The sequence below is a fragment of the Streptomyces sp. NPDC004610 genome (assembly GCF_040609715.1).
In the GTDB taxonomy this organism is placed as follows: domain Bacteria; phylum Actinomycetota; class Actinomycetes; order Streptomycetales; family Streptomycetaceae; genus Streptomyces.
Map to the genome: position 1 here is coordinate 1 of NZ_JBEXLA010000036.1, position 20,543 is coordinate 20,543.

Annotated in this window: 10 protein-coding genes; 6 read left to right on the plus strand and 4 right to left on the minus strand. The window is 73.3% G+C overall.

From position 1 onward, the window contains the following. The 4 genes from ABZX40_RS32030 to ABZX40_RS32045 all read left to right on the plus strand — a co-directional run. Nucleotides 1-9,003: toxin glutamine deamidase domain-containing protein (locus ABZX40_RS32030; RefSeq protein ID WP_355745570.1), on the plus strand; the 9,003-nt coding region annotated here is incomplete at its 5' end. Nucleotides 9,004-9,131: 128 nt separating this feature from the next. Continuing rightward, entirely contained in the window at nt 9,132-12,461 is a 3,330-nt protein-coding gene (locus tag ABZX40_RS32035; RefSeq protein ID WP_355745567.1) for a right-handed parallel beta-helix repeat-containing protein, read from the plus strand. A gap of 187 nt (nt 12,462-12,648) precedes the next feature. Beyond that, nucleotides 12,649-13,527, plus strand: coding sequence for a hypothetical protein (locus ABZX40_RS32040; protein WP_355745564.1), 879 nt, complete (start codon nt 12,649-12,651; stop codon nt 13,525-13,527). A gap of 115 nt (nt 13,528-13,642) precedes the next feature. Next, nucleotides 13,643-14,671 carry a hypothetical protein gene (locus ABZX40_RS32045; protein WP_355745561.1) on the plus strand — a complete coding sequence of 343 codons (1,029 nt, stop codon included), beginning with the start codon at nt 13,643-13,645 and terminating at the stop codon, nt 14,669-14,671. A gap of 163 nt (nt 14,672-14,834) precedes the next feature. On the opposite strand, the gene ABZX40_RS32050 is transcribed toward ABZX40_RS32045, so the two are convergent. After that, the gene (locus ABZX40_RS32050) at nt 14,835-16,130 is read right to left on the minus strand and encodes an MFS transporter (RefSeq protein WP_355745558.1); all 1,296 of its coding nucleotides are present in this window, start codon (nt 16,128-16,130) and stop codon (nt 14,835-14,837) included. Nucleotides 16,131-16,469: 339 nt separating this feature from the next. Here ABZX40_RS32050 and ABZX40_RS32055 point away from each other — a divergent pair, with 339 nt between their 5' ends. Both ABZX40_RS32055 and ABZX40_RS32060 read left to right on the plus strand, forming a co-directional pair. Continuing rightward, nucleotides 16,470-17,249: a GntR family transcriptional regulator gene (locus ABZX40_RS32055; RefSeq protein WP_355745555.1), complete on the plus strand. Its 780-nt coding sequence runs from the start codon at nt 16,470-16,472 to the stop codon at nt 17,247-17,249. Nucleotides 17,250-17,307: 58 nt separating this feature from the next. Further along, nucleotides 17,308-17,997, plus strand: coding sequence for a TetR/AcrR family transcriptional regulator (locus ABZX40_RS32060; protein ID WP_355745552.1), 690 nt, complete (start codon nt 17,308-17,310; stop codon nt 17,995-17,997). 8 nt (nt 17,998-18,005) lie between these two features. On the opposite strand, the gene paaE is transcribed toward ABZX40_RS32060, so the two are convergent. From paaE to paaC, 3 genes are read right to left on the minus strand one after another with little or no spacing between them, the layout of a single operon-like run. Continuing rightward, nucleotides 18,006-19,166, minus strand: coding sequence for a 1,2-phenylacetyl-CoA epoxidase subunit PaaE (gene paaE / locus ABZX40_RS32065; RefSeq protein ID WP_355745550.1), 1,161 nt, complete (start codon nt 19,164-19,166; stop codon nt 18,006-18,008). After that, nucleotides 19,166-19,681, minus strand: coding sequence for a 1,2-phenylacetyl-CoA epoxidase subunit PaaD (paaD, locus tag ABZX40_RS32070; RefSeq protein WP_355745547.1), 516 nt, complete (start codon nt 19,679-19,681; stop codon nt 19,166-19,168). The genes paaE and paaD overlap by 1 nt, the downstream gene beginning before the upstream one ends. After that, nucleotides 19,675-20,505 (minus strand): 1,2-phenylacetyl-CoA epoxidase subunit PaaC, encoded by an 831-nt coding sequence (gene paaC / locus ABZX40_RS32075; protein ID WP_355745544.1) that lies wholly within the window; start codon nt 20,503-20,505, stop codon nt 19,675-19,677. The genes paaD and paaC overlap by 7 nt, the downstream gene beginning before the upstream one ends. Nucleotides 20,506-20,543 lie beyond the last annotated feature (38 nt).

The window sequence follows — 20,543 nt, forward strand, 5'->3', positions numbered from 1 at the left end:
GAACGCCTCACCAGGGCACTCGACATCAACGCCGAGTTCCTCGGCTCCGGCCTCAAGAACACCCTCAACGACATCACCACCAAACTCGGCCTGGGAGCCGTCCTCCCGGTCACCCGCACCACCGACACCCCGCCCCCCGGCACATCCGGTACGCAGGCCCCGACATCGGCCCCATCGACACGTGACACCAGCGGAACCCGCCCCACCGTCCTGCCCTCCCCGCACACCACCACACCGGGGACCACCTGGAACAACACCCTGGGCAGCGCCCTGGACAACGCGGGGAACATCAACTGGAACACCACCTGGGCCACCCCCTCTGACACCACCTGGGCCACCCCCCAGGACCTCACCCTGGAGTCCCGCCCCTTCACCGTCCCCGGCCTCAGGGACCTCCCGGACTTCGCCGACCTCACAGCGTCACCCACCCCCGCGCCCACCCCCGAACCCGCCCCCAACCCCACCCGCGAACCCACTCCCAACCCCGACTCCACCCCCGAACCCAGCCCCCACGCCACCGCCAGCCCGATCCCTATCCCCACCCCCAGCCCGATCCCCACTTCCAGCCTCACCCCCACCCCCATATCCGCCCCCATATCCACCCCCATATCCGCCCCCATTCCTACCCCCACCCCCACCCCCGACCCCGACCTAGCCGCCGCCCGTCAGGACCAGAAGCTGCACACCGCCGTCCGGGAAGCCGCCGCCGACGCCCGCGCGGAGTACCTCGCGGCACACCGGCTCCCGCCCGGCACCCCCGTACCCCTCACCTGGATCAACTGTGTGATCCTGCTCCAGAACTTCACCCAGCGCCTCTACGCCGAGGCCGGTCTTGAGGCCGTTCTCGCGGCCGGTCTCCCCCTGTCCCTGTCCCTGCCCCTGTCCCCCGACCGCGTACCCGGCGGCAGCGGGATCCGGCCCGCCGTCACCCAGGACGACATCCAGATCGGCAGCGGTCGGGCCGCCCAGCGGCTGGCCCTCGGCCCCGGCTGGACCACCATCACCTCCTGGAAGACCGTCGAGGACGCCCTGACCGAGGCAGGACCCGGCTCCACCGCGCTGATCCTCACCCAGAGCCGGATCCCGGACCAGGAGGGCCACGCCCAGGCGGCCCATCGCGTCGGCACCAGCACCAGCTGGATCGAGATGCAGGGCGACGGCGAACCCCGGATCGACCCGCGCCCGCCCGCCCACCAGCCCACCGACACCCAGGCCGTCATCGTCGGCGCCGACGGCCAGGTCCGGCCCCACGCCCTCACGGAGCCCGCCCCGGACGCCCCCGACCCCGTCGTCACCGACGCGCTGACCGACCCGCTCCCCACCACCCCCTACGGCGCCCTCGGCTTCGAGGCCGAGCTGATGTACGAACTCGTCTCGGACCGGCCGCTGGCCCTCAAGCAGATACTGGCCGAGCACCTCACCGCGCGGTCGCTGATCGTCGTGGAGAAGGCGCCGTTCTTCCGGGGCGGCGACAACCGGCTGTACTCGTCGCACCAGGCGGCGGCAGCGGCGCTGCCCCACCGGGAGCCCCGGGCCGAGGAGTTCATGGTCCCCGAGCTGGTCAGCGCGCCGCTGGCGGTGCTGCCGGACGAGGGAGGGCGGCCCCTGGAGGACGGTCTGCGCACCCATCTGCGCACTCGGCGGCTGCTGGAGGGCGCCGACCTGGCGGGCACCGATGTCAGTCTGGTGGCGCTGCTGGCCGACGACCCGGACTGGCGGGTGCTGCCCGAGGCCGGGTCCGTCCTGCTGCGGCCCTCCCCGGTGGGCGCCCACCACGCCACGTCCGACCAGTTCACCATAGGGGTGCCGCCCGCCGGGCTGACTCCCGTCCTGGACGTCGTACGGGACCGGCTGGCGGATCCCCGGCTGCGGGTGCTGCTCGCGGAGGGGCGGGCGTTCGCCGATGTGGTCACCGCGCGGTTCGCCCGGGAGGCGCTCCGGCAGGAGCTGGCCTGGCCCTACTACCCCTTCCTGCCGTATCTGCCGGGGCTGGCCGAGGTGCACGGCCATGCCTGGCTGCTGTTCAACCATGTCGCCGCGCCGACGCTGGCCGAGCGGTACTTCGTCGGGCGGCTGCGCAAGAATCTGCTCCCGGCCGCGTCCCGGAACTCCTTCGCCGATCTGCACGCCGCCCTGAGCCCCGAGGTGCGGCACTTCCTGCGGGACAACCGGGCCTCGATCATCAGCCAGTTCGAGGGCAGACTGCGCACCCTGGTACGGAACCTCAGCAACCGTCCGGACGCCCGTGACCTCGATCTCCGCGGTCTGCTGGACGAGCGGCACGGCACCGACGAGAGGCACCCCGCCAGCACCCGGGACTATCTGCTGACGGCCCTGCTGGGCGCCTCGCAGTCCGGTGCCCCGGTCAGTCAGTGGGAGATGGTCGGCATGGAGGACCAGCCCATGGACACCGTCAACCGGCACTTCCCCTACCCGCTCGCCCTGCTGGAACTGCGCCACTACTGGGCCCGCGGTGATCTCCGCGACCCCCTCACCCCCGACCTGCACTCGGACCTGGCCCTGGAGAACTCCCTCCGGGAACTCGGCGACGCCGCCCGCCACGCCCATCAGCAGGCCGGCCGGCATGCCCGGGTGCCGCTCCCCGCCCACACCGGGACCTGGACCCGGCTGCTGTCCGACCCGCTCGTGACCCGGCTCGCGCGGTTCTTCGAGTCCGTGGAGGGCCTGGCCGAACCGATGGGCGGGGGGCGGGCGCGGCCCGTCCTCTCCCTGGGCGACCGCACCGCGCTGGCCTCGGCCGTGTCCACCGCCCGGTCCGGGGGCGCCCCGCTCTCACCCGAGGTGACCGACCGGCTCCTCACCATCACCGGGGACCTCCAGCGGGCGGCGTCCTTCGGCCTGCCCGGCGCCGACCAGGCCCTACGGGACGCCCACGGGGTGCTGGAGACCCTCGGGCGCGGCGGCCCGGCCCAACGCCTCCGCGGCGGCTCGGCCCTGCACGCCGACGAGAGCGAGAGCGACGGCGATGGCGATGGCGACTCCGGCACCGGCATGGACACCGGCACCGACATGCACGTCGACGTCGATGTCGACATGGACATGGACATGGACACCGGATCCGACCGCCACAGCATGGCGGCCATGGCCATAGCCATGGACGTGGACACCGACCCGCAGGACACCACCGGTACGCCACCCCCCGGCACCCCCGCCTTCGACGACCGCCGCCTGCGCGAAGCCGTACGGGACGCCTCCGCCGCCGCCGACGAGGAGTTCCCCCCGGACACCAGGACCGCGCCCGACGGCACGCTCACCCCCGTCAACTGCGTGATCCTGCTCCGCCGGTTCACCCACCACCTCTACCTCGGCGACACCCCCGGCGACACCCCCGGCGTCTTCCCCCGCACCGGACCCACCCGGGCCCGCGACGACCTCGCCCTCGGGACCTCCCGCGCCGACTGGCTGCTGGCCCCGGACGCCCACTGGCGCCCCGTCGGCTCCTGGCGCGACCTGACCGACGCCGTCCGCGACGGGGCCCCCGGCACCACCGCCCTCGTCCTCACCCTGCGCACCACCCGGATCGGCCACGCCTACGCCGTCACCCGGACCGCCGAGGGACTGCGCTGGATCGAGATGCAGGCCACCGGCGACAGCCGGATCACCGACCGGCCCCCCGCCGGGCTCCCCCACCTGCCCGGCCCGGAGTCCTTCGGCACCGACCCCCTGGACATCCGCCCCCTGCACACCCGGGCCGTCGTCCTCGGCCCCGGGGGCCGGGTCGTCCCCGACGCGCTGCCCGCCTCCTCCGCGCACCGTCTGGTGGACGCCCTCACCGACCCGCCCGCGCGGCGCGACTACGGCGGGACGGGTGCCGAGGCCGAGTTCCCGCTCCCCCTCGGCAACCTCCCGGCGGACGCCGACTTCGGGACCGTCCTCGCCACCCACACCTCCGGCGCCACGCTCGTCGTCGACCAGGGCAAGTACCACAGGGCCGGGCGCAAGCTCTACGAGGACCGGCGGCAGGCGCGCCAGGCCGGGCACGGCCGCTTCGAGGAGGTGCTGCTGCCCATCCCGGAACTCGTCACCCCGGCGCTCGCGGTGCTGGACCGGGAACGGGAGGCGGGCCGGCTCTCCGCCGAGGAGGGCATCGCCCTCTACACCCGCACCCGCGCGGCCCTGCGGCAGGTCACCGGGGCCCCCGAACCGGTCCGGCTGACCCGTCTGCTGACGAGGGACGAGGGCTGGACGGTGAAGCCCGCGGCCCGCCAGGTCGTGGTGAGCCCGCCCCCGGTCGGTCTCGACGACCTGGACTACCTCCAGTTCACCGCCGGTGTCCCCACCGAGGCCCTGACCTCGCTGCTCGACCTCGCGCTCGACCACACCGGCAGCGACCGCCACCACGAGATCCTCAGCGCGGGACGGGACTTCGCGGACGACCTCGCCGTCCGCTACGCGAGCGCGTTCACCGGGCTCACCGTGCGCGCGGCCCAACTGCCCTTCCTGACCGGCCTCCCCGGGCTCTCGGCGCTGCACGGCTACGCCTGGCTGGGCTTCACCCAGGTCGCCGTCCTCCCCGTGCAGTCCCGGCTCTACCCCGGCACCCTGCTCAAGGGGCATCTGCCCGCCGCGTCCCGGGTGCCCTTCGCGGACCTGCTCACCACCCTGGACCCGATCGTCCGTACGTTCCTCAGCGGCGACCGGGGCTTCATCACCGCCCGGTTCGAGGCACGGGCGTCCCGGCTGCTGCTGGATCTGCGGGGCCCGGGGTCCGGCCGTCCCGGCGACGGGTTCGCCGACGACCCTCTCCGGGACAGGAACGACGAAGGCGTCACCGCGCGGGCCTATCTGGACACCATGCTGCTCGGCCGGGCCCGGCCGGACGGCCCGGTCGGCCAGAACGCGGCCCTCGGCGTCAAGGACCGTGCCCTCGACACCCTCGGCGGGGTCTTCGAACCCGGCCTGCCCCTGGTCGAGCTGCGGTACTTCGCCCCCGATCCGGAACTGCGCGCGCATCACCGTCCCTGGCGGATGACGGAGAACGCCGCCGCCGTCTCGTTCCGGCAGGTCCAGCGGACCGCGGCCGACGCCCATGGACTCGCCCTGCGGGTGCGGGACCCGGCCTCGGTGCTCACCCCGGACACGGCCCGGGACCTGCTGGAGGGGAACGCGCTGGTCCGGCGGCTGGAGCGGGTCTTCCACCGGCTGGAGGGGCTCCAGGCGCCGGGCGACGGGGAGATCGTGCCGCTGCTGCCGACGCGGGACCGCGACCTGCTGGCCCGGACCGCCGTGGACCACGCGCTGGGCGCCCCCCTGTCCCCGGACGCGACCGCCACCCTGCGCCGCCTCCACACCGCCACCCGGGCCGCCCTCGCCCGGATCCCGTCCGGCGACACCCCGGCGCTGAACTCCGCGCGCACCGAGTACCGGAAGGCGACGGAGGCCCTCCGGGTGGCCGTCGACACCGCGCGCCTGCTCCGCACGCCGCCCACCACCGACCCGACCGACCGGAACACCACGGCACCCGCCCGCCCCGACGCCCCCACCCCCCGACGCGTCCGCTTCGCCCCGGACCCCACCCCTGCCCCCACCCATGCCCCTGCCCCCAACCCCGACCCGCAGCCCCAGGCCCAGTCCCAGTCCCAGTCCCGTCGTCCCGAGCCGGACCCGCAGCCCCAGCCCCAGCCCCAGCCCCGTCGTCCCGAGCCGGACCCCCAACCCCAGCCCGACCCCAGCCCCACCCCCACCCTCACCCCCTACCCCCCCGTGGACACCACCCTCCTCCCCCGCTGGCAGTCCCGGCTCCAGGCGGCGCGGACCTGGCTCGGGCATCTGCTGCCCGACACCGGGCGGAGCTGGACCGCGCGGGCGCTGGAGGTGATGGCCGGGACCCATCGGCCGCCCCCGCCCGACCGCGCCGACGGCCAGACCCCCGACGAAGAGGCGTACCGGACCCTGTACGACGGTTTCGCCGCCCTCGTCGCCCATGAGCTGTACCAGTCCCCCTACGACCCGCGTCCGCCCCTGGTACGCGCCCAGGAACTGTCCCTGCGGCTGCGCGAGGAGTTCCGGACCGGCACGAGCGCGTACCCCGACGAGGGCGACACCCACGGCACCCCCGCCCCCGATCCCGATCCCGATCCCCGGCCGTTCAGCCCGGAGGCGCTGTCGCGGTCGGTGGCGCGGGCCGCGGAGACCGCCGTACGGGAGGCGGGCCGTGAGGTCCGTACGACGGTCGAGGTGAACTGTGTGGTGCTGGTGCGGCATCTGCTGCGCCAGCTCTACCCCGCCCCGCCCGGCACCCCGCTGCCCGGCGGGGCCCGCGCCGGAGTCGTCCGCGACGACCTCGCCCTCGGCACCGCCGGGCCGGAGCAGGAGCTGGCGCCCGGCCCCGGCTGGGCGGCCGTCACCTCCTGGCGGTCGCTGGCCGAGCGGCTGGAGCGGGCCGAGCCCGGCACCACCGCGGTCGTGCTCACCCGCCGCACCACCGAGGTCGGGCACGCCTACGCCGCCCAGTGGACCACCGGGGGGCTGCGCTGGGTCGAGATGCAGGCCGGTGCGGACAGCAGGGTCACCGAGGCGCCGCCGGTCGGCCGGCCCCACCGCCCCGACCCCGCGCTGATCGGTGTCGACGCGCTCGATGTCCGACCCCTCGACACCCGGGCCGTCCTGATCGATCCGCGCGGCAGGGTGATCCTCCCGGACAGCGACGGCGACAGGGACGGCGACGGCGGCCGGGGGACCGCCGTCGGCTACGCCGACGCCCTGGTGGACCCGCCCGTCCGGCACGACTACGCCGCGACCTCCTGGGAGGCCGAACTGCGCTTCCCGCTCTACCGGCTCCCGGCGGACGCGAGCTACAAGATGACCGTCGCCGTGCACGACACCGGGGTCAAGATCACCCTCGACAAGGAGAGCTACTACCGGGTCGGGAACGACCACTACGAGAGCAGGGAGGCGGCCCGGGAGGCGGCGGGCCGGCAGGGGGCCATCGGCAAGGAGACCGTCTGGATCCCGGAGCTGGTGATGCCGCCGATGGCCACCCTGCCCGGCGACGACGGCCGGATGGCCCCCGGCACGGGACTGGCGCTGCACCGGCACGCCCGGATGCGGCTGTCGCTGGTGGGTCAGCACCACCATCCGGTGACCCTGACCAGTCTCCTGACCCGGCGGGACGGCTGGACGGTGCTGGAGAAGTTCCAGGACACCACCGTGGGCAAACCACCCCGGGACAACACCGACGCCTCCTATGTCCAGTTCACGGTCGGGGCGCCCACCGCCGCGCTCACCCAGGTGCTCGATCTGACCCTGCTGCACCACCACAACGAGTTCGACCCCGAGCTGTTCGCCGCCGGACGCGCCTTCGCCGACCGGATCACCGCCTGGTACGCCTCGACCCTGGTCGCCCGCACGGTGGAGCCCGCGTTCCTGCCGTATCTGCGCACCCTGCCCGGGGTGGCCGCGCTGCACGGCTATCTGTGGCTGGCCCACTCGCATCTGATCGCCTACCCGATGAACGACGTGTTCTTCGACCGGCTGACCAAGAACCGGCTGCCCGCCGCGTCCCGGGTGTCCTTCGCCGACCTCCTCGGCACGCTCCCCCTGGCGGCCCAGGACTTCCTGGACGCCAACCGGCACGACATCGCGACCCGCTTCAAGAGCGATCTGAAGCGCATCGCCTCCGACTACGCCCACAAGATCGGCCAGCACCGGGTGCGCACCGAACGGCTGCTGCGGGCCACCACCGCCCAGGGGGTCACCCCGGACATGTATCTGAGGACCGTACTGCTCGGGAGCCTGCGCAGGGGCGGCCCGGTCACCCAGGACCAGGCGGTCGGTATGCGCGACTACCCCCTCGACACCCATGGCGGGCGGCACGCCCCCGGTCTGGCCCTGCTCGAACTGCGCTACTACGACGTGGATCCGGAGCTGCGCCATCCCGGCGGCGACGCGATGATGACGGACCGGGCGCTGGAGGTCTCGTTCCACCAGATCAACGCGGTCGCCAGAAGCGGGTACGCATGGGCCCGGAGCCTCGACGACCCGGCGACGGCGCTCCCGGTCCCGGCGGCCCGCGCGATCCTCGACGACGCGTTCGCGGACCAGATCGCGTCGGTCCTGGACCGTACCGACACCCTGACCGCGGAGCGGCCGGACGGCGGCCGTCGGCTGATGCTGGCCGAGGACGACCGGGCCGCGCTGGTGCGGCGGGTGGCCGCGCACGCCACCGGTGCCGCCCTCGATCCGGCGGTGCCGACGGCGCTCAGGGAGCTGCGGGAGCGGCTGACGGGGGCCGACCGGTCCCGGGCGAAGGGGTTCCGGCGCGGGATGCCCACCGACCGGGCGGCCTTCCGGCGGGCGGCCGACGCCGTGGCCGTCGCCCTGCGGACCCTCGACGCCCGCGCCCACCGGCCCGCGCCCGCCCCGGCGCCCGCACCGGGCCCGGTCTCCGTCCGGGAGACCACCGAGGCGCTCGCCCGGCTCACCGTCGATCCCCGGTCCCGCCCAGGGCCGTCCGTACCGGCGCAGCCGTCCCGGCATCCGGCGGCCACCGCCCGGGACCGGGCGATCGAGCGGCGGGAGCCCGACTTCGCGCGGGCCCGGGACTTCCTGGGCGCGATGCGGCCGGACGACGCCGCGCTCTGGCGCGGCCTCGCCCTGCGGACGATGAACGGCCCCCACCCGCTCCCCCAGCCCGGCCGGGCCGCTCCGGGCTCCCCGGCGGCCCGGTACCAGCGGCTCCACGCCGATCTGGTGGACCTGGTCGCGCACCGCGTCGCCGCCGCCTACCACCGCTATCTGGAACTGGCCCCGCAGAAGGGCCACGACCCCCGCGACCACCGGACGCGGAAGGCCGCCAAGGAATGGGGCCTGGCCCAGGGGCGGGAGCTGTCCGACCGGCTGGCCGCCGAACTGCGCCCGCCCGCCCCCGATCCCGGCGTCCAGTCCGATGTGTCCAGACGGGTACAGGCCACGCTCACCGGCGGGGAGCCTTCCCCCACCGCGCTGTTGTTCGCACAAGACCCCACATCGAGGACCGACTGACCCGTCCAGGCCGTATCCTGCACAACAACCCACCTACACCTGACCGATCCCGACCACCAGCCGAGCATCGGCCGACCACCCCCCGACAACACATCGGCGCAGCACCCAGAATTGAGGAGGACGGGCCCGTGGCACGCCAGCTTCTGACCGTAGGCCAGGACGGCGCGGGCGAGTTCCGGACGATCGGAGACGCACTGAACCGGGCCCAGTCCGGTGCGGTGATCAGCATCCAGCCCGGGAGTTACGCCGAGGCGCTGACCGTTCGTACCAGGGTGACCCTCGTCGCGGAGGGGCCGCGTGGCTCGGTGCGGGTGGAACCCGTGCGGGGCAGCGCGGTCACCCTCGCCGCGGACGCCGTGATGCTGACCGATCTGGTGCTGCGGGCGGGCGAGAGCGATCTGCCGGTGGTGGACGCGGTCCGCGGCCAGGTCGCCCTCGACGGCTGCGAGGTGATCGGCGGCGGCTGGGCGGCGGTGCTGAGCCGGGGCACCGGATCGCTCGCCATGCGCAACTGCCGGGTGACCAACCCGATCGGCGCGGGCATCGTGGAGACCGGACCGACCGGCTCGATCATCGAGGACTGCCTGGTGGAGCATCTGGGCACCTCGGCCGTGGTGATCGGCGAGCAGGGCCGGGCCACCGTGCGCGGCTGCACCCTGCGCGACGCGCGCGGCAACGGGCTGCTGGCCAACGGCAACTCCCGGGGCTCGGTGGAGGACTGCGAGATCTCCGCGACGGACAAGCCGGCCATCGCCCTGGAGGGCGCCACCTCGGTGTCGGTGACCCGCACCGAGGTGCACGGCGGGGCGGTGGGCGCGTATCTCGCCTCCTCCAGCCGGGTCACGCTCCAGGACGTACGGATCACCAAGACCACCGGGCACGGCTTCGTCGTGGCGGCCGGCTCCGATCCGCAACTGCGGACCTGCGGCACGGCCCGCACCGGCGGCAGCGGTCTGATCGTCACCGAGCGCTCCCGGGGCACCTACACCGACTGCGAGTTCACCGGGGCCGCCCAGCCCGCCATCCATGTCGACGAGAACAGCGCGCCGACCCTGACCGGGGCGCGGGTAGCCGACAGCGAGGGCATCGGCATCCAGCTCGTCAATGAGTCGGCGGCGGAGTTCGACCGGCTGACGGTGGCCGACACCGGCGGCATCGGGGTGTCCATCCGCTCCGGGGCCAACCCCCTGCTGCGGCGGGCCCTGATCACCGGCGCCAAGGGACCCGGCATCCAGGTCGCCGAGGACGGCCGGGGCCGCATCGAGGACTGCACGATCGAGTCGGCCACCGGTCACGGCCTGCGCACCGAGGGCCACGGCAACCCGCAGATCGGCAACTCGGTGATCCGGGGCGCCGGCAAGTCGGGGGTGTCGGTGGGCCCGCGCGGACTGGGCCAGCTCCGCGACAGCGAGATAACCGGCGCCACGGAGACCGGGGTGATCGTGGAGGACGGCGGCGAGCTGACCCTCGTCCGGCTGCGGGTCTCCGGGTCGGGCAAGCACGGGGTGCTGATCGCGGGCGGCGGCCGGGCCACCCTCAGCGGCTGTGAGAGCGCCGAGAACGGCGGCGACGGCATCCGCATCGACAGCGCCGAGCAGGTGTCGGTGACCGGCTGCGCCACCCGGGGCAACAAGGGCGCGGGGCTGCGCGCGGGCAAGCCGGGACCCCGGCTGACGGTGTCCGACCTGACCAGCGCCGACAATCACGCCCCGGACGTCTGGCCCGGCGCCGACCCGGCCGCGCAGACCACGGCCCCCGGGGTGACCGGTGAGGACGGCGCCCCGGCCGAGCCGCAGGGCCCGTTCGCCGATCTGGAGGCGCTGGTCGGGCTGGCCGGGGTCAAGCACCAGGTGAGCACGCTGGTCAATCTGGCCCGGCTCTCCCAGCGCCGCGCCCAGCTGGGCATCCCGGCCCCGCCGATGAGCCGCCATCTGGTCTTCGCGGGCCCGCCCGGCACCGGTAAGACCACGGTGGCCCGGCTCTACGGCAGCATCCTCGCCGACCTCGGCATGCTGTCCTCCGGCCATATCGTGGAGGTGTCCCGCTCCGATCTGGTCGCCCAGGTCATCGGTGGTACGGCGATCAAGACCACCGAGGTCTTCGAACGGGCGCTGGGCGGGGTGCTGTTCGTGGACGAGGCGTACACGCTGCTGTCGGACAGCAAGGGCTCCGGCGCGGACTTCGGCCGGGAGGCCATCGACACCCTGGTGAAGCTGGTGGAGGACTACCGCGACGAGGTCGTGGTGATCGTGGCCGGCTACTCCCAGGAGATGCAGAACTTCCTGGCCGCCAACCCGGGGCTCGCCTCCCGCTTCACCCGGACCATCGAGTTCACCAACTACTCGGTGGACGAGCTGGTCACCATCACCGAGAACATGTGCGCCGCGCACAGCTATGTCCTGGACCCGCTCGCCGTGCAGGCGCTCCATGTGCATTTCACGGCGATGCCCCGGGACGCCACCTTCGGCAACGGGCGGGCGGCCCGCCGGGTGTTCGAGGAGATGGTGGACCGGCAGTCGTTCCGGCTGGCGTCGGTGCCCGACCCGGACGAGGCGGATCTGCTGCTGATCCTGCCGGAGGACGTGGGTGAGGCGGAGGCGGCCGAGGTGCGCGGCGAGGGTTCGTCCGTGCCGGGTGACTCGGATGTGCTGGCCCGGCTCAACGGGATGATCGGGCTGGGCGCGGTCAAGCGCGAGGTACGGGGCATCCTGGATCTGCTGACCACCACCCAGCAGCGGCAGGCGGTGGGGCTGCCCACCCCGAAGGTCAGTCACCATCTGGTCTTCTCCGGCCCGCCCGGTACCGGTAAGACCACGGTGGCCCGGCTCTACGCGGATCTGCTGCGCTCGTTCGGCATCCTCCAGCGCGGCCAGCTGATCGAGGTGGCCCGCGCGGATCTGGTGGGCCGGTACATCGGGCACACCGCGCAGCTGACCTCGGAGGCGTTCGAGCGGGCCAAGGGCGGGGTGCTGTTCATCGACGAGGCGTACACCCTCACCCCGGAGAACTCCCCGCAGGACTTCGGCCGGGAGGCCGTCGACACCCTGCTGAAGCTGATGGAGGACCACCGCGACGAGACCATCGTCATCGTCGCCGGGTACACCGCCGAGATGGGCCGTTTCCTGGAGTCCAACCCGGGTCTGGCGTCCCGCTTCACCCGGCATGTGGCCTTCGAGGACTACAGCACGGACGAGCTGGTCGCCATCGTCGAGGAGATGACGTCCGGCGCGGGTTACAAGTGCGCCCCGGACACCCTGGCGACCCTGCACGCCCATCTGGCGGCCATTCCGCGCACCCGCTCCTTCGGCAACGCGCGGCTGGCCCGGCAGTTGGTGGAGACGATGATGACCCGCCAGGCGGGCCGTCTGGGTCAGGTCGCCAGCCCCGATCTGGAGGCCCTGACCCTGCTCCTCCCGGCGGACCTCCCGCACACGGAGGCCGCCCGGCAGGTGTCATAGGGCTCAGCACCGGAGTGGGTCACCGGGGCTGCCGGTCCGTGTCATGGCACGGACGGGCAGCCCCGGTTCCCTTTCGCGCCGACCACCGGCCGAATCGTCGTCGCCCGATCGCGCTGCTGTCATGGTCTGGGGTATCTGCCGGCTGAGTCCGCAGCCCCCGCTGCGCCGCCACCTACCGGGAGCAGCCATGAAGGTGACCCAGACACCCGACGCACCGGACGCCGGGCTGCCCTCGGTGTTCCCGCCGCGCCCCTCCCGCCCGGCCCCGCTCCCCCGGGTGCAGCCGGTGCCGCCCGCCGTGGCCGGTACGGCGCCCCGGGGCGCGGGCGGACTGGCCCGGGACCGGATGCGGCTGTGGAGTCAGTACGGCGCCCGGTACCGCTCCGCGATGGCCGAGGCCGCCGCGGTGCTGTCCGGCGCCGGGCGGGCCGTGGAGCGCCCTTCCGGGCTCGATGAGCGGGTGGGCGCCCGCGCCGACCTGGCCGCCCTGCGGCTGTACCTGGCCGAGGAGTGGGCCTGGGCCGAACCGGCGCTGCTGGACGGCGGCCTGGGCGCCCATCTCCCGCTGACCCGTTGTGCCGCCGCCGGTGTGCGCAGGCTGCCGCCCCACCGGGGTGCGGCGATCGTCCGCACCGAGGTGCCGGAGCGGGTGGCCGACTGGTTCATGGACCGGGCGGTCGTGGTGGACCACGGTCTGTGGAGCGCCATGGTGTCCACGGCCGCGCTGGGCGCGGGTGGGCCGGGGTACGCGGTGTGGTCGCTGACCGGCCGGCTCATGGGTGACATCGATCCGTACACACCCGATCGGCTGGTCTTCCGGCCGGGCACCCGGTTCAAGGTGCTCGATGTGCGCGGCGGGCTCCAGCCGCTGGTGCTGCTGCGGGAGATGTCCCCGGGGGAGCCGGATCGGCCCGGTGCCGGGGGTGACACCCATGGTGAGTGGCTGGACACGACGACGATGGCGGAGCTGCGTACGGCACTGGAACAGTCGTCCGCACTGACTCCGACCGGCTTCCAGGGCCCAAGAGCCCGTCCGCCGGGGCTCATTGAGGGACTGAGTCAGTAACTGACCCTTAGCACAGCGCCTTCTAGGGTGACCTGTGAACAGGACCCTGATGTCAGTCGGGGCATGGGTTCCGTACTATCGGGTCAACCACTGTGTCAGGAAGGTTGTGAACACTATGTCCGAACCCACCACGTCCGTGCCCGGGGTGACATCGCAGTACGCAGCGAAGGTCTCCGAGGATCTGGAACACAACCTCAAGGAGCAGGAGCAGGTCAGTTCCGACATCGCCGCACTTCAGGAGCGGTTGACCGGGCTCCAGGGCGACCAGGTGGTGCTGACCAGCCTCCAGGAGGCACTGGGTGTTCCCGCGGAGCGGGGTGAGTCCGCCGCGGCGGGTGGGTCAGTCACCTCCGCCGAGCCGGTGACCCCGTCGGCGCCGGCCGAACCGGCCGCCGCCGAAGCCGCCCCGGCCGAGGCCCCGGCGGTGGTGCCCGCACCGCGCAAGAAGCCGGCCAAGGCCCCGGCGAAGACGGCCGAGAAGGCGACGGCGGGCAAGTCGGCCGCCACCAAGTCGTCGACGGCCAAGCCGGCCACGGCCAAGGCGACCGCCACCAAGACGGCCACCGCCACCAAGCAGGCCGCCACCAAGACGGCCGAGAAGGCCACCGAGAAGGCCGCAGAGAAGGCCACGGAGAAGCCGGTCGAGAAGGCCGCCGAGAAGGCGCCCGAGAAGACAGCGGACAAGACAGCCGAGAAGGCGGGTGCCACCAAGTCGGCACCCGCCAAGAAGCCGGCCGCCGCCAAGAAGGCCGCGCCCGCGAAGAAGGCCGCCCCGGCCAAGAAGGCGGCCCCGGCGGCCAAGTCCGCACCGGCCGCATCGGCCGCCAAGACCGCCAAGGCGGCCAAGAACGGCGCCGAGTCACCCGCCGCGGCGCCGAAGGACGCCGCCACCGACCCGGCGACGGGTCAGCCCACCCTGGTGCAGCTCATCCGGGAGCACCTGTCGGGTCAGCAGGAGCCGCGTTCGGCGGCCGAGATCACCGGTGCGCTCAGCGAGCAGCACCCGGACCGCACGGTGAAGATCACCGTCGTGCGGACCACCTTGGAAGGACTGGTGGCCCGCAGCCAGGCGCAGCGGTCCAAGCAGGGTTCGTCGGTGTTCTACACCGGACCGGCCGAGGACGGGGCGCGGGCTTCCGCCTGAGCATCGCCCCACCACACCGTCGACCCGCCCCGGGAACGCATTCATGTGGAGAAGATCTCTCCAGTTCCTGGTCAGGGAGATCCCCGGGACATGAAGAACACGGGCGGGTCGACGAGAAGGCGCGGGGGGTCAGCCCCGTCCGCGAGTCAGCACAGTCCGCGGGTCAGCGCAGTCTGCGGGTGACCAGGACGACACTGAGCAGACTGAGCAGGGTGACTCCGACGAGATAGAGCGTGATCGGGGTCGAGGACGACCACTGGCTGTAGAGGGCGGTGGCGACGGTCGGGGCGATACCGCCGCCCAGGATCGACCCCAGCTGATAGCCCAGCGAGGCCCCGCTGTAGCGGACCTCGGCCTTGAAGAGGCCGGAGAACAGCTCCGCGATCGGCCCGTAGACGACACCCATGAAGAACGCCGTCACCAGCAGCGCGGTCAGGACCAGCGCGGGCTCCCCGGTGTCGACCACCGGGAAGAGCAGGGCCGCGCAGCCGACCAGGCCGATCGAGCCGGTCAGCAGCACCGGGCGCCTGCCGTGCCGGTCGGTGAGGGCGGCGGCCCAGGGGATGACCGCGAGCCACACCACCGAGGCGATCAGTGTGAAGGTGAGGATCAGATTGCGGCTCAGCTCCAGCACCGTGGTGGTGTACGCCAGCAGATAGGCCATGAAGACATAGCCGAGGGCGTTGATCCCGATGAACGCCCCGGCGGACAGGCAGACTTCGCGCCAGTGCTCGCGCAGCACGGTCACGAACGGCATCCGCAGCTCCGCCTTCTCCCGCTTCACCCGCTCGAAGTCCGGGCTCTCGGTGACGGTCAGCCGGATCACCAGCCCCGCGATCACCATCACCGCGCTGGCCAGGAACGGCACCCGCCAGCCCCAGGACAGGAACGCCTCGCTGCTCAGATTGGTGGTGAGGGCGAGGAACACCAGGTTGGCGAGGATGAGTCCGCCCGGCACCCCCATCTGCGGGAAGCTGCCGTAGAACGACTTGCGGCGTTCGGGGGCGTGCTCGACGGCCATCAGGACCGCGCCGCCCCACTCACCGCCGACCCCGATGCCCTGCACGAAGCGCAGCACGACCAGCAGCACCGGGGCCCAGACGCCGATGGTGGCGTAGGTGGGCAGCAGCCCGATGCCGACGGTGGCCACGCCCATGGTGAGCAGCGAGATCACCAGCATGGACTTGCGGCCGACCCGGTCGCCGAAGTGGCCCATGACGATGCCGCCGACCGGGCGGGCGAGAAAGCCGACCGAGTAGGTGGCGAAGGAGGCGAGGGTGCCGGCCGCCGGGGAGACCGACGGGAAGAACAGCGGGCCGAAGACGATCGCGGCGGCCAGTCCGTAGATGAAGTAGTCGTACCACTCGATGGCGGTACCGATGAAGCTGGCGGTGGCCACCCGCAGCGGGCGGACCCGCGCGGGGGTGACGGCCTGGGACACAGGCTGGTCGACGGTCATGGGTGTGCCTCCTGGCAGGGGGAGGAGCCGGTCCGCCGCAGCGGTCGCGGGAACACGGCAGGGAGCGGACCCGCCCGGTCGCGGCCGGACGGGCACGGTGGTGCGCGTACGGACCGGGCGCGCGGTCGCGTGAAGGGAGCGGGCACGGTCGGTGCCCGGTCCGCCCTCCGGCGACGGGGAAGGACGAGGGGACGTTCCCGGCCGGGTGGGCCGGGAGGTGGGGGAAGATCTACCGACCGAACGATTGGTCGTCTGATTGTCCGGTAAGTAAAGGCAGGGCCACCACCGCTGTCAAGACATCCGGCAGACCCACTCCGGGGCCTCCCTAGAATTGCCCCTATGGACGAAGTCGCTGCCCCGACGGACGACGGTGCGGCCGAACCGTTGCTGCGCCTCCCACCGGTCACTCTCAACCAGAAACTCCCCCTCTGGTACCAGGCGTCCCAGCATCTGCGCGCCTGTATCGCCGCCCGCCGCCCCGGCGACCCCCGGCGGCTGCCCGCCGAGGAGAGACTCGCCGAGCACTACGGGATCAGCGTGATGACCATGCGGCAGGCGCTCAAGGAGCTGGAGGACGAGGGCCTGATCACCCGTCACCGCCGCCGGGGCACCTACGCCGAGGAGCCGGTACGGCGTCCGCCGCTGAAGCTGCTCGGCTCGGTGGACGCGGTGGTCTCCCAGCAGGCCGGCACCGACGTGGAGGTACTGGCACCGGAGCCGGGCCCGCCGCCGCCCGAGTTCGCCGCCCTCTTCCCGGACACCCCCGAGGTCGTCCGGTTCCGGCGGCTGCGCCGGGAGGGCGGGGACGTGACCAGCTTCGCGGAGAACTTCGTCCTGCCCTCCGTCGCCGCCCGGATCGATGTCGCCGATCTGGCGCGGATGCCGATGACCGCCGTCCTGCGGGACCGGCTCGGGATCCGGATCGGGCTGATCGAGGACAGCGCGGCGGCCCGGCTGCCCTCCCCCAAGATCGCCGCCCGGCTGGACATCGCGCTGACCGCGCCGGTGCTGTACTGCGTGGGCATCACCCGGGACCTGGCGGACCGGGTGGTCGATGTGGCGTCGATCCACTACCGGGGCGACCGCTTCACTTTCGCGATCACCTTCGACACCAGGTGAACGACGGCGCGCTCCGGCCCCGGGCCGGGGCCCCGGACCTCGGCGTTAGCATGAGGGCATGACGGAGATGTCCCGAGACGCCGGATCCAGTGACGGCGGTCGTCCCCTGCGCCGGGACGCCGCACTCAACCGGGAGAAGATCCTCCAGGCCGCCCGGGAGATCTTCGGCGAACGCGGACTGAAGGTCACCCTGGACGACGTGGCCCGGCACGCGGGGGTCGGCGTCGGTACCGTCTACCGCCGCTTCCCCACCAAGGAAGCCCTGGTGCGGGCCCTGTTCGAGCATGACCTCCGGCTGCGCCAGGAGAGCGCCGAGAAGGCCCTCGCCCACCCCGACCCCTGGCAGGGCCTGGTCGACTTCCTGGTGCTGATGGCGGGCGACCTCGCGGACAACCGGGGGCTGCACGAGGTCATCATGATGGGCAGCCACAGCTCGGCGCCCATCGAGCGGGCGCGCGGCGGACTGCGGCCCTATCTCGCGGATCTGATCCGGCGCGCGCAGGAGAGCGGGGACCTGCGGCCGGAGGTGACCCCGTCCGACTTCCCGGTGATCGTGCACATGCTGGCCGGGACCACGCGCTTCACCCAGGGCATGCGCCCCGACATCTGGCGCCGCTATCTGGAGATCCTGCTGAACGGGCTGCGGCAGCGCCCCGACGACCCGCCGCTGACCACGCCGAGCCTGAGCGACGACATCGTGGAGCAGGTGATGGGCTTCCGCAGGCCCGACGGGCCCCGACCGGGCTGACCGGCCGGTCAGCTGTCGAAGTCGACCGTCAGCGTCTGGGACACCGGGTACGACTGGCAGGTGAGCACATACCCGGCGTCCACCTCGGCCGGTTCCAGCGCGTAGTTGCGCCGCATGTCCGCCTCGCCGTCGGTGATCCTGGCCCGGCAGGTCCCGCAGACGCCGCCCTTGCAGGCGAACGGCACATCGGAGCGGACGCGGGCGGCGGAGTCCAGCAGACTGCGGTCCCGGGGCAGCGCGGCGGTGGTGGAGCGGCCGTCGAGGGTGAGGGTCACCTCGCTGACCGGGCCGTCCGCCTTGGGCTCGGTGCGGCGCAGCGGGGCGGGCGGTTCGGCGTCGTCGGCGAAGAACAGCTCCTGATGCACCCGTTCACGCGGCACACCCAGCCCGCCGAGCACATCCCGGGCGTCCTTGACCATCCCGTGCGGCCCGCACAGCCACCAGTGGTCCGCGCCGGGTACGTCGATCAGCGCCCCGACGAGCGCGGCGAGCCGGTCGCCGTCCAGCCGCCCGGAGAGCAGCTCGGCCTCCCGGGGCTCGCGCGAGAGCACATGGGCGAGCTGGAACCGCGTACGGTACGCGTCCTTCAGGTCGGCCAGTTCGTCGGCGAACATCACGGTGTCGCTGCGGCGGTTGCCGTAGAAGAGGGTGACCTGGGAGCGGTCGTCGGCGGCGAGGACCGACTCGGCGATGGAGAGCATCGGGGTGATGCCGGACCCGGCGGCGATCAGCACATGGTGCCCGGGGACGGTGAGGTCCGGGGTGAACAGCCCGGTCGGCACCATCACCTCGACCTCGTCACCCGGCCGCGCCTCGCGCACCAGCCAGGACGAGAAGAGCCCGCCGGGCACCTCGCGCACCCCGATCCGGGGCGCGGCCCCGACCGGTGAGCAGATCGAGTACGACCGCCGCTCGTCGCGTCCGTCGACCCGGCGCCGCAGGGTGAGCGACTGCCCGGCCCGGAACGCGTACGCGGCGGTGAGCCCCTCGGGCACGGCGAAGGCCACGGCCACCGCGTCCTCACAGAGCCGCTCGACGGAGGCGATCCGCAGGGTGTGAAAGACGGGCCGGGTACGTCGGCGGGCGGCGGCGGTGGCGGTGTCAACGGTCCCGGCGGTGGCCGTCGGGCCGGTGGCGCGGGTGCCGGGTGGTGCCGTCAGCTCGGCCATCAGATCTCCTTGACGTACTCGAACGGCTCGTGACAGGCGCGGCAGCGCCACAGGGCCTTGCACGAGGTGGCGGCGAAGCGGGAGGTCTCCTCGGTGTCGGCGGAGCCGCACAGCGGGCAGGGGACGGTGTGCCGGGTCGGGGAGAGGAGCAGGGGTACGGGGCCCGCGGGGTGGCGGGGGGCGGGGCCGGGCGGGGCGATGCCGTGCTCGGTGAGCTTGCGGCGCCCGGTCTCGGTGATCCAGTCAGTGGTCCAGGGCGGATCCAGCACCGTACGGATCTCGACCCGCTCGAACCCGGCCGCGTGCAGCCGGGCGGCGACATCGGCGCGCATCTCGGCCATCGCCGGGCAGCCCGAGTAGGTGGGGGTGAGGGAGGCGACCACCGTGCCGTCCTCGCCGACCCCGACGTCCCGCAGGACGCCCAGGTCGGCGAGGGTGAGCATGGGCAGCTCGGGGTCCGGCACGCGCTCGGCGACATACCGGGCGCGGCGGGCGGCGGTCAGCTCGGTCACCATGTCGCCTCCGGGTGGGCGCGGGCCAGGCCCTGCAACTCGCCGAGCAGCGGGGCGAGATGCTCGGTGTGCGCGCCGAGCCGTCCGTCACCGGCGAGCGGGGCGGGCTCGGGCAGCTCCAGCCCGGCGGCGGTGAGCACCTGACCCAGATCGCCGAGGACGGCGTCACGGGCGTCGTGGGCGCGGAACAGTTCGGCGAGGTAGGGGGTGAGGGCGGTCAGCGCGGCGGTCATCCGGGCGCGGGACTCGTCGGTGCCGTCGCCGAGGCGGACGGTCCACTCGGCGGCGTACTGCCGGTGGTAGGTCAGCTCCTTGACACCCTTGGCGGCGATGGCGGCGAGCACCGGGTCCGGGGAGCCGGACAGCTCGGTGAACTGAGCGAGCCGCCAGCTGGCGAAGACGAGCAGTCGCCCGACCGAGAACGCGAAGTCCCCGTTGGGCACTTCGACCAGCCGAACACTGCGGAACTCCTCCGGCCCACGGAAGTAGGCGTAGGCGTCCTCCCCGCGTCCGGTGCCGTCGGCCTGTCCGGCGCGGGAGTACAGCAGCCGGGTCTGGCCGAGCAGATCGAGGCCGATATTGGCGAGGGCGACCTCCTCCTCCAGCTCGGGTGCCAGGGTGACCCACTCGGCGAGCCGCTGGGCCAGCACCAGGGAGTCATCGCCGAGCGCGAGACAGGTCGCGGCGAGCGCGACGCCGTCGACCCCGTCGGGGACGGTGGTGTCCACCCCGTGCAGCGGGTCCTCGAAGCCGGTGCCGAAGGCCCAGCGGGCGTCGCTGTCGTCATGCCCCTCGGCGAGACTGAGATAGACATGGTCGTCGCTCATCGCCGGGCCCCCTCTCGTCGTGTCCGGTCCGTCATCCG